Origin of the sequence: Nocardiopsis mangrovi, from assembly GCF_042653925.1 — a bacterium.
Classification (GTDB): domain Bacteria; phylum Actinomycetota; class Actinomycetes; order Streptosporangiales; family Streptosporangiaceae; genus Nocardiopsis_B; species Nocardiopsis_B mangrovi.
This window is the reverse complement of record NZ_JBHSFQ010000016.1, coordinates 145,730-156,696: the sequence shown is the minus strand read 5'-3', so window position 1 is coordinate 156,696 and position 10,967 is coordinate 145,730. Positions and strand designations below refer to the sequence as shown.

Sequence of the window (10,967 nt, the reverse complement as noted above, 5' to 3'; positions counted from 1 at the left end):
CGGCGACGGCCGCAACAGCGAGGGCCGGGCGCTGACGCCCGCCGAGCAGCAGTACCAGCAGGCGCTGGATGACTACTACGAGAACCAGAGCGAGGACCTCCAGCAGCTCGTCTCCGGGCCCGAGGGCGGCGGCGGCGACCTCAACGGGGACGGCGAGACGTCGGCCGAGGAGTACGAGCAGCGCGTCCAGGAGTACGTCGACGAGGAGAAGGGCAACCTCGACCGGCTGCGGGAGAACGTCAACGGCATCACCGACGCCAACGGCGATCCGGCGCCGGAGCTTGAGGAGTACCGGGAGCAGCTCAGCGACTACTACGACCAGCGCTCCCAGGAGCTGGACGACCTCGCCGCGGGCCCCGAGGGCGGCGGCGGCAACCTCAACGGGGACGGTAGCGGGAACGGGGAGGGCTCCTCGGCCCAGGAGTACCAGGACCGGCTGAACGAGTACTACGACCAGCAGCGCGCCGACCTCGAAGAGCAGATGAACGCCGGCCCCGAGGGCGGCGGCGGTGGTCTGGGCGATGACGGCGGTTCCGGCAACGGGAACGGGGACGGCTCCTCGGCGCAGGAGTACCAGGACCGGCTGAACGAGTACTACGACCAGCAGCGCGCCGACCTCGAAGAGCAGATGGGCGCCGGCCCCGAGGGCGGCGGCGGCTCGCTCGGCGACTCCCTGGGGCGCAACGGTGACGAGGACCGGGTGGGCGCGCCGCCGCCCTCGTTCTCCATCGGCAACGGGTGGGAGAACCCCGGATCGCCCGAGTCGTCGTCCGAGCTGCTCGCCCCGAACGCCTCGGGCGGCCAACCCGATGCCAACGGCATCCAGGGCGGCGGGGGCGATCTGCGCAGCGACCCGTCGTCCCCCGATGGGTCCGAGGCGTTCACCGGCGCGGTCGGCAACGGCAACGGCCAGGGCGGCGGGAACTTCGGCGGCCTCGGCGGCGGCGGGATGGGCGGCATGGGTGGCGGGATGCCGCCCATGATGCCGCCGATGGGCGGTATGGGCGGTGCCGGCGGCGGCGGGGGGCAGGGCGGCGACGCGCGCACCCGGTCCACCTGGCTGTCGGAGGACGAGCGCGTCTGGGGGACCAGCGCGGGCGACAGGGTCTCGGTGCTGGGGCGGCCGGGCCTCGGGGACACCAAGAAGGGAGCCCCGGGCGAGTTCGTACCCGGAGCAAGTGGAGCAGGCGCTCGCACGTCTACGGGAGGACCGGGAGACGGCCACACGGGCAAGCGCAAGCCCGGCGTCGGCAACCGCAGGGGCCGGCTCCAAGGATCGGGCGATCAGCGCGAAGATCAGCGCTGACGGGGAACCGGTCGGGCCGGGGTCCCGCGCCCCGGCCCGCCGGTCCCCACAGAGAGCCACCTCACCTCGGTGAACCCCCGCTCCTCGGAGCACCGGTGCGCGGAGGCGGGTGAACGTCTCCGCGCACCGGCATCGGTCCGCGTGCGTGGTCGCTGGTGTGCGGCGACTCCGCACGGCGGGTGTTCCACCGCCGGTCCACGGACCGGCTCCCCCGCCGTCGATCGCACTGTTCCGCCGACTGTCGCCGCCGACCACGCGAATCCGGCGGTCGGCCGAGCCGGAGACGCGGCCACCGCCGCCGGGTGCGGCGGCCGTTGCGAGCGGACCGACCGGACGGGCATTCGTCGCCGGAGCACCATCCCCGGACGGCGCCACTCGCGCTTCCGCTGGAACCGCTTCCGCTCACCTTCGGGCATCCTGGGAGGCGGAGCGGACACGGCGGAATCAGGGGGCCATGATGGGCAGCGATGCCGGTATCTCCGGGACCGCCGAGGCGCGGGGGCGCCGACCGGTGCGGGCGAAGCAGGAGCGGTCGGGGGAGGTCCAGTCCGTCGCCCGGGCCGGGCAGCTGCTCAACAGGGTCGTCGACGCGCCTGCGGGCCTTACGCTCACCGAACTGGCGGAGACCACGGCGCTCAACATCAGCACGGTGCACCGGCTACTGCGCACACTGTGCTCACAGGGGCTGCTCTGCCGTGATCCCGTGAGCGAGCGGTTCCTCCCCGGCCCGGTCCTCCTCCGGCTGGCCCGCCGGTCGCTGGTGTCCGCCGGTCTGCCCGAAGTGACCGACGCGCTGCGCGCGCTGGTCGAGCGCACGGGCGAGACGGCCACCATCGGGGTCCGGCGGGGCGGCGACGTGGTCGTCGGGCTTGCGGTCTCCTCCCCCGACCCCTTCCGCTACAACGCGACGCAGGGGGCGCGTACCCGCCTGCTGCGTTCGGCACTGGGCCTGGCGATCCTGGCCTTCGACCGGACCCCGCTGGAGGACGTCGCGGACTCCGCCGCCGACCACACCGAGCTGCTGTCCGTACAGTTCCGCGGCTACGCGGTCCTGGACGCGCCCGATACCCCGGGGCTGCGGGCGGTGGCGGTCCCCCTCATCGCGGACGGGGCGCCGACCACCATGGCGGTCGAGGTCCAGGGACCGGCCGCCCGGATCACCGACGACCGGCTCGACGACATCGCCGACACGGTGCGGGAGGCCGCGCACCGGCTCCAGGACCTCCCCGTCTCCCTTCTCATCAGCGAGATCTGACCCGCCGCCCCACCCGCCCGCGGCCGGTTCGCCACGTGTGTGCCCAGGTGGCCGGCCGTCCCCCAGGGGTACCCCGCGCACCCGCCCCGGGCGGCCGCCTGCCCCGGAGCATCCGGCGTCATCCGTGAAAGTCACTTGCGCATTGCGCAAACGCACTGTTGACACCCTTGCGCGCACGAGTTACCGTCTTTTCCTACCGACTTATTAGGAAATAGCTCTCGGGCAGCAAGGGGGACGACATGGCGCCGGTGCCGGAGATCGCGATCTCGGCGAACCACGGTGTGTTCGACCTTCCCGAGATCGTCGCGATCCGCGACGGGCTCTTCGAACAGGCGGGGCTGCACGTCCGCTTCGCCGACGCGGACGACGCCGCGTTCGACCCCGCGGAGCGCGACCCCATCGCGCGCCGGAAGGAGGCGCTGTTCGAAGCCGAGCAGGCCGACGTCTTCAACCTGTGCGAATGGGGCGGGATCGACCGCCTGGAGCGCAACCGCGGGCACGGCCGCATCGCCTACCTGCGGCCGGCCGTGGTCGCGCAAGGCCTGGTCAGTTTCTCGGCCGATCTCAACGAACCGCACGACCTGGGCGGAGTCGAGGTCGGGGTCAACGAGTTCACCGGATCCCACTACACGGCCCTGCACCTGCTCGAAGGCACACTGCCCAGGCAGGAGATCCGGCTCCGCCACATCGGGGCGCCGCGCCTGCGCCTGGCCGCGGTGCGCACGGGCGAGGTGCCCGCCGCCATGCTGATGGAGCCGTTCCTCACGCTGGCCCTGGAGCAGGGTGCGCATCTGCTCGGCTCCTACTTCTACCGCGGCTCCCAGGTCATCGCCCCGGGTCTCGACGAGCGCCACCGCGCCGCCTACATCTCCGCCGTCGACCGGGCGGTCGACGTCATCCGGGCGGCTCCCTGGCGCGAGTCCGCCGAACTCATCGCGGCCGAGACCGGCGCGGAACTGCCGCCCGACCGGCTGGGGCCCGCACACATCCGCTACACGCGGGTCGAGCGCTTCACCGAGAAGCGCTTCGCCGAGAGCTACGCCTGGATGAAGTCCTGGGGCCTGACCAAGGGGACCAGCGGCTACGGCTCCCTGCTGGCCGCCCGCTGAGACCTCCCGCCCCCGTTCACCCGCACCCCGTTCACCGACCGCGGCCCCTCCCACCACCGGCCGCGTCGCTCTTCGCAGGAGGTAGACGTGCACACGTTGGACCGCCGTGCCCTGGTGCGCACCGGACTGTTCGCCGCGGTCGGCATCGGGGCCGCGCCACTGCTCGCGGCCTGCGGCGGCGACGCCGGACAGGCCAAGGTGCAGGACTCCGAGAAGGGGACCGCCAGCGCCGTCCTCCGCCCCATCGGCGAGAGGTTCGACCTGGTCAAGGACCTGCGATTGGAGTACATCGCGGGCAGCGGGCCGGGCGACGTGCAGAACAAGCTGCTGTCGGGCGCACTGAACGTGTCCAGCTTCGGCCCGCTCGGAGCCGCGGTCTCCGCGGGCGCGGGCGCCGACGTGGTGCTGTTCAGCCCCGGCCTGAACAACCACGTGTACTGGCTCGTGGCGGAGAACAGCCCCTACGCCCACCCCTCCGATCTGCGGGGGAAGAGCATCGCCACCCCGCCGAAGAACTCCGACGCCTACCGTTCCGCCCAGCTCGCGGCGGCCGTCGACGGGATCGAATTCGACACCGAGTACGAGGTCCACCAGGGAGCGGTCCTCAACGGCGTGGCCCTGTTCGAGCGCGGCGACGTCGAGGCGATCGTGACGATCGAACCCAACGCCACCCGGCTGATCGGCGAAGGGGCCCGCGAGCTCGCCGCGGTCCGCGACCTCTGGCGCGAGGGCACCGGGGACGACACCCCCCTGGTCCTCAACGGGCAGGGTGCCCTGCGGTCGTGGGTGACCGGGGAACCCGCTCTCGCCTCCGCGCTCGACGGGCTGCGCCGCGGCGTCCACCAGCGCATCCATGACGAACCCGGGCTCCTCGCCGAGTTCCACGACGCCTACGGGATCACCGCCGGCCAGCGCAAGGCGATCTCCCTGCTCCCCGAGCGGCTGGTGGAGGTGTACCCGCTCGAGTGGGACGCCACCGTGTTCGACAACCTGCGGTCGCAGATCGACACGGCCGTCGACCACGGGATCGTCGACGCGGCGCCCGACCGGGACGTCTTCATCGACCTGGAGGCACGATGACGGCCGACCCGACCGCCCTGCGGACACCGTCCTCCCCGCCGGCCCCGCCGCGGCGGCGGGCGGACGCTCGCCCGGCCGCCGGAACCCGGTGGCGCGGCGCCACCGCCGCCGCCGCGTTCGCGGCCGTCCTGGTGGGCGGCTGGCAGGCCATGGCGGTCTCCCTGGACAGCCTGCTGGTCCCCGGCGTGCCGGAGATCGCGGCGCACGTGGGCGAGCTCGCCGTCACGCCGGGCTTCTACACCGACCTCGGGGCCACGCTCCAGCGGGTCGCCCTCGGCTTCGCGCTGGCCTTCGCCATCGGCGCGGCGGTGGGCATCGCCATGGGCCGCAGCCGGCTCGCCCGGCGCTTCTTCGAGCCGGCGGTCCTGATCGGCCTCACCGTCCCCGGGCTGGTGTGGGCGCTGCTGTGCGTCATCTGGTTCGGCGTCGACCTGATCAACCCGGTCAGCGCCATCGCCCTCTCCGCGGCGCCCGCACTCAGCCTGAGCGTCTACCAGGGCACGCGCGCGATGGACCCCCAACTCCAGGAGATGGCCTACGTCTACCGGTTCCCGTTCCGCTACCGGCTCCGGTACGTGTGGCTGCCCTCCCTGGCCCCGGCCCTGTTCGCGGGCGCCCGGCTCGGGCTCTCACTGGCGTGGAAGGTCGTCGTGCTGGTGGAGATCTTCGGGATGTCGAGCGGGGTCGGCTATCAGATCAACAACGAGTTCGCGGCGCAGGACGTCGCCGGCGTGCTCGCCTGGACGGTCATGTTCGCCCTGGTCATGGCGGTCCTGGAGTACGGCGTGCTCCAAGGGCTGGAGAACCGGGCGGCACGCTGGCGGAAGGCGGTGGCGGTATGAGCGGCGAAGGCGTGAACGACCCCGGCGGAGCACGCGCGGGCGGAGCGGTGGTCCTCGACACGGTCGCCAAGACCTTCCCCGGTACGCGATCCGCGCCGGAGCAGCGGGTCCTGGAGGACTTCTCGCTCACCGTCGCCCACGGCGAGCTGGTCGCGGTGGTCGGCGCCTCGGGCACGGGCAAGACGACGCTGCTGCACCTCGTCGCCGGCCTGGAGAGCCCGGACCGCGGGAGCGTGCGGGCCGGTCCGCCCGCGGGCGACGGCGCCGACAGCGGCGCCGGCCCGGGTGCCCGGCTCGGCGTCGTGTTCCAGCAGCCGCGCCTCCTCGACTGGCTGCCGGTGCGCACCAACGTCGAGCTGGCGCTGAAGGCGGCCGGATCCCCACCCGCGCACGCGCTGCCCGCGCTCGACGCGGTCGGGCTCGCCGACTATGCCGACCAGTACCCCTCGATGCTCTCCGGCGGGCAGCGGCAGCGCGCCGCCGTGGCGCGCGCGTTCGCCGTCGACCCCGACATCGTCCTGCTCGACGAGCCGTTCAGCGCGCTCGACGAGCTGACCGGGCGGCGGCTGCGGCTGCTCCTCCAAGACCTCTGGTCGCGTGCGTCCAGGGCCGGCCTGCTGGTCACGCACAGCCCGACCGAGGCCGTGTTCCTGGCCGACCGCGTGATCGTGCTGGCCGGCCGCCCCGCCCGCATCGCCGCCGAGCACCGGGTGGACCTGCCGCGTCCCCGCTCGCCCGAAGACCCCGCCCTGTTCGACCTGCACCGGCGCGTCGTCGCCGACCTGCTGTGAACCGGGCCCGGCCGGGCGCACCGCGGTACGGCGCCACCGCCACCGTCACCGCGTTCCGCCTCTCCCCCGACGACCCGCCATTTCCACCGATGCGAAGGGAACCGTGAACCATGCCGAGGAAGCGCGTCACGATGGAACTGATGTCGCTGATCTTCTCGCTGCCGCAGCTCGTAGCGGCGGACGAGGGGTTCTACGCCGAAGAGGGCATCGACGTCGACTTCGTGCCCAAGGGCTACGCCGACACCGGAGTCTCCTATCTCGATGACCATGAGCTGGTGAGCGCCTTCGGCGCCGCCAGGTCCAATTTCGAGAACGGCGCGGCCGACCTCTACCGCGCCTGCGAATGGGGCCAGATCCGCCGTTCCCACGACACCGCCGTGGGGGGCCGGGTCGTCAGCAAGCGCGCCGCCGTGGGCAGCCAGGCCATCCTGACCAGGCCGGGGTCGCCCCTGGTGCACCCGCAGGACCTCGCGAACAGGGAGGTCGCGGTCAACTTCCACCACGGGTCGCACTACCTCGCGCTCCAGGCGCTGGAGGGCTTCCTGCCGCGGGAGGAGATCAAGGTCGTGCACGCGGGAGGCCCCCAGCAGCGGTTCGAGGCCCTGCGCGACGGCCGCGTGGACGCCGCCGCCCTGATGGAGCCGTGGATCACGGTGGCCGAGAAGCAGGGCTACCGGCTGCTCGCCGAGGCCTTCTACGTCGGATCGGAGATCGCGAGCCCACACGTCGACCCGGAGACCTTCGAGGCGCTGAACCGCGCCGTGGTCAAGGCGGTGCGCAAGCTCAACGACGACCCTCGGCCCTACCTGCACCACCTCATCGGCGAGGTGCCCGACGAGATCGGCAAGCCCGCACCGGAGGACTTCCCCATCGGCCGGCTGCGGTTCGTCGACCCCGAGCCCTACCCCGAGGAGCAGTTCCAGCGCACCTACGACTGGATGGTGGGCTGGGGCCTGATCAAGGACGACTCCAGCTACGGGGGCCTGGTGAAGAACCTCGCCATCAGCATCTGACCGGCTCGGGCCGGCCCTGAACGTGCGCTCACCCCGTGTGTGGCCCCTCTACGCCGCGGGCGCCCTCGGCCCCTACGGCAGCACCATGGTCACCCCCATCGTCCAGGAGGCCGCACTCGGGCTGGGGACCCGACCGGAGTTCGCCTCCGGCGCGGTCACCGCCTACATGCTGCCCTTCGCCGCGCTGATGCTGGTCTCGGGCACCCTCGCCGAACGGTGGGGGCGGGGCCGGATGATCCGGCTCTCCCTCGCCGCCTCGGTCCTGGCGTGCCTGCTGTGCGCCCTGGCCCCCGACCTGAACTCCTTCCTCGCGGCGCGCGCCCTCCACGGCGCGACCAACGCCTTCACCACACCGCTGCTGGTCGCCGCCATCACCGACTCCACCCCCCGCCACCGCCTGGGCCGCACCATGGGCCGGTTCGCCGCAGCCCAGGCGGCGGGCCAGGCGTTCAGTCCGCTGATCAGCGGGGCCGCGGCCCTGGTGGACTGGCGGGCCGCGTTCGCCGTCCCCGCGCTGTGCGCGATCGTCCTCGTGGTCCTGCCCGCCGACCCCTCCGTCACCGCCCGGCGCGCGACAGGGCGGCCGACCTGGAGCGCGCTGGCGAACCGGCGGCTCGCGCTCGCCTGCGCCCTGTCCTTCCTGTGCTACCTGGCGGCGGTCGGCCTCACCGTACTCGCGGCGCTGCGCAGCGAGGACGCCTTCGGCCTCGGCCCGCTCGGGCGGGGCGTGGTCGGCGCCTCCTTCGGGATCGCCGGGCTGCTGCTGGCCGACGCCTGCGGGCGCGCGCTCGACCGGTTCGGGCCCCACCGGCTCGGCGCCATCGCCAACGCGCTCCTGGCCGCCGGCCTCCTCACGGCGGCCCTGGGCCCGTCGGCCGCGCTGCTGCTGGCGGGCGTCACCATGGTCGGGGTCGCCGTCACAGCGCTGCGCTCCACGGTCAACGCGCTGGCGGCGACCAGCGCCCCCGCCAACCGCGCGGGCGCCTCGTCCCTGGCCCTGTCGGCCCAGTTCTTCGGCGGCGCCCTGGCCCCGCTCCTGTGGATCCCCCTCTACAGCACGGCCCCCGCCCCCGGCTTCGCCGCGACCGCCCTCGCCCCGCTCACCGCTCTGGCCGTCCTGGGAGCCGTCGCCCTCCATGCCACCCGGCCGGTGAGGACACCGCCCCCGACCGGCCGGAGCCGTGACCGACCGGAGCCGTGACCGGCGCGTGGATTCCGATCGTCGCCCACATCCGGCTCCGGCTCGCCCGGCCGCTCGCCGCGGACCTCCGCCGGCCGTGGAAGACCCTGGTAGGTCGAGGAGCAGGCTCAGGCGGGTGGCCAGTTGTGGAGGGCTGCGTCGGCGACCCGTTGGAGTTCGTCGCGGGTGGCGCCTGCGGCCGCCTGGACGGCGATGCCGTTCGACATGGTCATGAGGTAGCGGGCGAGGGTGTCCGGGTCGGTACCGGCGGGGAGGTCGTCTTCGTCGATGGCGCGTTGGAAGCGGTCGCGAAGATGCGCCCGGCTGTCGTCGCGCCAGGCGGCGAGCATGTCGCATGTGTTCGGTCCGAGGTGGCCCGCGGCCAGGACGGCCTGGATGCTGAGGCATCCGGCCGGAGAGCCGGCCCGGGTCGCGCCATGGACGGAGCGGGTGAGGTAGGCGGTGGCCACCTCCCGGGCGGTGGCAGACCACCGTGGAGGACTTCGACCGCATCTTCGAGGTCAACGTCAAGGGCACGCTCCTGACCGTGCAGAAGGCGCTGCCGCTCCTCAACGACGGCGCCTCGGTCATCCTGAACGCCTCCACCAACGCCGACCGCGGCTTGCCGGCGTTCGGCGCGTACTCGGCGTCCAAGGCCGCGGTCCGGTCGTTCGCGCGGACCTGGGCCAACGAACTCACCGGCCGGGGCATTCGCGTCAACGCGGTGTCGCCCGGGCCGATCGACACCTCCGGCGTCACCGAACTCGTCGGCGAGGAGAACTCAGCCGCCTACAAGGCGAAAGTCGGAGCCGAACTCCCGATCGGCCGGATCGGGCGCCCGGAGGAGGGCGCCGCCGCGGTGGCCTTCCTCGCCTCCGCGGACAGCAGCTACATGATGGGCGCCAACCTCTACGCCGACGGCGGCGCGAACCAGATCTGATGCGCCTGGACCCCCCGCCCGCCGCTGGGGGCGCTTCGACAGCGGATACAGGTCTCGCCGTACTCACAGGTCGCGATCTTGGAGGACCTACCGGGCACCCACCGGTCCGAGACGAAAGAAGCGAGCCCGGACCCGACGTAAGTCGGCTCCGGGCTCGCTCCCGAAACGGCCGTTCGGCCCCTGAGGGCCAGGTCGGAAATAAAGCTCGACCTGGGGTGGAGCTGAGGGGATTTGAACCCCTGACCCCCTCGATGCGAACGAGGTGCGCTACCGGACTGCGCTACAGCCCCTCAAGGCGTATTCAGACTAGCAGCATCCGCCGCGTGGTCCGAACGGTTTCGGGGGCGGGCTCAGTCGCCTGCGGCGCGTTGTTGGGCGTCGGTGTACTGGTCGTAGACCTGGCCGGTGCGGGCCATGAATTCGAGGACCTGGGCCTCGCGGGCCGCCTCTTCCTCCGCTCGGCGGGCGCGGATCAGGGATCTGCGGCGTCGGGCGCGCGCGAGGTCGGCCGCGCGCCGTTCGGCGTCGGCCTTGGCCGCCTCGCGCAGCAGCGCGAGGTGCCCCAGGAGCAGGACCGCGGGCGGGATCAGGACCCACCACGGGCCCAGGCCCGCGACGACGGCGGTGGCCGTGGCGGCGAACAGGGCGCCGAGGCCGGTGGTGCGCCGGCGGCGCCGGGCGATGACCCGCGCGCGCCCGCCCCGCCGCCGGGGCGGCAGACCCTCCTCGCGCATGGCGGCCGGGTCGTGCTCGTGGTCGGCGTCGGAGTCGGCATCGGTGTCGATGGCGGCGTCGGCGTCGGCGTCGGTACCGATGGCGGCATCGGTGCCGGTGCCGATACCGGAGCCGATGTATGTGCCGGGGTCGATGTCGGCGTGGGTGTCGGTGTGGGGTCCATCGTCGCCCGGCTCGGCGGGGAAGGGTACGCCGGGCAGTTCGTCGCGGCGCAGGACGAGGGTCCGGTCCGGGTCGTCGTCGTGGCCGCCCCGGGCCCGGGGCACCCCGGCCGTGCCGCGGTCGTCGGAGATGTCGTCGCCGGCGTCGTCGGCGTCGAGGTCGTCGAAGGCGCCGTCGTCGGCCTCGCGGTCGGTGCGGCGGATCTGGGCGGAGTCGGCCGGGTCGCGCCGCAGGAGCATGGGCACCAGGACGATCAGCCACACCACGACGATGGCGAGGTACAGGGGAGCGCTGCTCATGACCCCTCCTCGCACCGCCGATCACCGAACACCTTCCGACGCTCCGGCGATGCGGCGGCCCGCAGATGGCCCATGCCGGGTGGCGAACCGTCGGCGGTTCGCCCCGAGGTCACGGCCCGGTGTCGGAACCGGGCGTCGTGCCGCTCGTCATTCGCAGTCCCCCATGCGCCATATGTACGTGTGACCGGCATCGTTGGTACGTCTACATTCCGCACCGTACGACCGGGTGTCCGTAAATGCGCAGTATTCGGGCCG

At 73.2% G+C, this 10,967-nt stretch carries 10 protein-coding genes, 1 tRNA gene and 1 pseudogene; 9 read left to right on the top strand and 3 right to left on the bottom strand.

Going from position 1 to position 10,967, the window contains the following annotated elements; all coding sequences use genetic code 11:
- From ACFO4E_RS17335 to ACFO4E_RS17300, 8 genes and pseudogenes are all read left to right on the top strand, one after another.
- Positions 1–1,306, top strand: a pseudogene (locus tag ACFO4E_RS17335) (hypothetical protein); the annotation flags it as partial.
- Between the two features lie 454 nt (positions 1,307–1,760).
- Entirely contained in the window at positions 1,761–2,561 is an 801-nt protein-coding gene (locus tag ACFO4E_RS17330) for an IclR family transcriptional regulator (protein WP_378576087.1), read from the top strand.
- A 239-nt stretch (positions 2,562–2,800) separates the two neighbouring features.
- Complete coding sequence (locus tag ACFO4E_RS17325; protein WP_378576085.1) at positions 2,801–3,670, top strand: substrate-binding domain-containing protein; 870 nt, start codon at positions 2,801–2,803, stop codon at positions 3,668–3,670.
- A gap of 87 nt (positions 3,671–3,757) precedes the next feature.
- Positions 3,758–4,750 (top strand): ABC transporter substrate-binding protein, encoded by a 993-nt coding sequence (locus ACFO4E_RS17320; RefSeq protein ID WP_378576084.1) that lies wholly within the window; start codon positions 3,758–3,760, stop codon positions 4,748–4,750.
- Positions 4,747–5,592: an ABC transporter permease gene (locus ACFO4E_RS17315; RefSeq protein WP_378576082.1), complete on the top strand. Its 846-nt coding sequence runs from the start codon at positions 4,747–4,749 to the stop codon at positions 5,590–5,592. The genes ACFO4E_RS17320 and ACFO4E_RS17315 overlap by 4 nt, the downstream gene beginning before the upstream one ends.
- Positions 5,589–6,383, top strand: coding sequence for an ABC transporter ATP-binding protein (locus ACFO4E_RS17310; protein WP_378576081.1), 795 nt, complete (start codon positions 5,589–5,591; stop codon positions 6,381–6,383). Before ACFO4E_RS17315 ends, ACFO4E_RS17310 begins: the two co-directional genes overlap by 4 nt.
- 110 nt (positions 6,384–6,493) lie before the next feature.
- Positions 6,494–7,396, top strand: a complete 903-nt coding sequence (locus tag ACFO4E_RS17305) for an ABC transporter substrate-binding protein (RefSeq protein ID WP_378576079.1) — start codon at positions 6,494–6,496, stop codon at positions 7,394–7,396.
- 37 nt (positions 7,397–7,433) lie between these two features.
- Positions 7,434–8,597, top strand: a complete 1,164-nt coding sequence (locus tag ACFO4E_RS17300) for an MFS transporter (RefSeq protein ID WP_378576078.1) — start codon at positions 7,434–7,436, stop codon at positions 8,595–8,597.
- Positions 8,598–8,704: 107 nt separating this feature from the next.
- Here the strand turns inward: ACFO4E_RS17300 and ACFO4E_RS17295 are convergent, their stop codons facing one another.
- A complete protein-coding gene (locus tag ACFO4E_RS17295) occupies positions 8,705–9,046 on the bottom strand; it encodes a TetR family transcriptional regulator C-terminal domain-containing protein (protein WP_378576076.1) in 342 nt (113 codons plus the stop codon).
- A 23-nt stretch (positions 9,047–9,069) separates the two neighbouring features.
- Here ACFO4E_RS17295 and ACFO4E_RS17290 point away from each other — a divergent pair, with 23 nt between their 5' ends.
- Positions 9,070–9,516, top strand: coding sequence for an SDR family oxidoreductase (locus tag ACFO4E_RS17290; RefSeq protein WP_378576074.1), 447 nt, complete (start codon positions 9,070–9,072; stop codon positions 9,514–9,516).
- A 216-nt stretch (positions 9,517–9,732) separates the two neighbouring features.
- On the opposite strand, the gene ACFO4E_RS17285 is transcribed toward ACFO4E_RS17290, so the two are convergent.
- Both ACFO4E_RS17285 and ACFO4E_RS17280 read right to left on the bottom strand, forming a co-directional pair.
- Positions 9,733–9,806 (bottom strand) — tRNA-Ala (locus ACFO4E_RS17285).
- Between the two features lie 60 nt (positions 9,807–9,866).
- A complete protein-coding gene (locus ACFO4E_RS17280) occupies positions 9,867–10,712 on the bottom strand; it encodes a hypothetical protein (RefSeq protein ID WP_378576073.1) in 846 nt (281 codons plus the stop codon).
- Positions 10,713–10,967: the final 255 nt, after the last annotated feature.